The sequence below is a fragment of the Paraburkholderia sp. SIMBA_030 genome (assembly GCF_046535245.1).
In the GTDB taxonomy this organism is placed as follows: Bacteria; Pseudomonadota; Gammaproteobacteria; order Burkholderiales; family Burkholderiaceae; genus Paraburkholderia.
Genome location: NZ_JAWRXB010001604.1, coordinates 1 through 237, shown reverse-complemented (window position 1 = coordinate 237; position 237 = coordinate 1). Strand labels below are relative to the sequence as shown.

Here is a 237-nt window from a genome sequence, read left to right as displayed (position 1 = left end):
CTCGGGTCGCACCGAGCGGGTCGTGCGGATGAGCTGGCCCACTATTTCGGAGACGAAAGCTCGGAACAGGCAGCGCTTGGATTCATTGCGGAGATCGAAAAGGCATACGCGCATCTCGCTAAACATCCAAACACTGGATCTCCCCGGTACGCGTACGAACTGGACATCCCAGGCCTGCGATCGTGGCCAGTGGATCGCTACCCGCATGTGATCTTCTACGGTGAGCGCAGGGGCTAC

1 protein-coding gene is annotated in these 237 nt (G+C 59.5%); it reads left to right on the top strand.

The features are described 5' to 3' along the window. Nucleotides 1-33: 33 nt before the first annotated feature. On the top strand, nucleotides 34-237 hold a 204-nt coding region (locus SB772_RS45420), incomplete at its 3' end, for a type II toxin-antitoxin system RelE/ParE family toxin (RefSeq protein WP_410839206.1).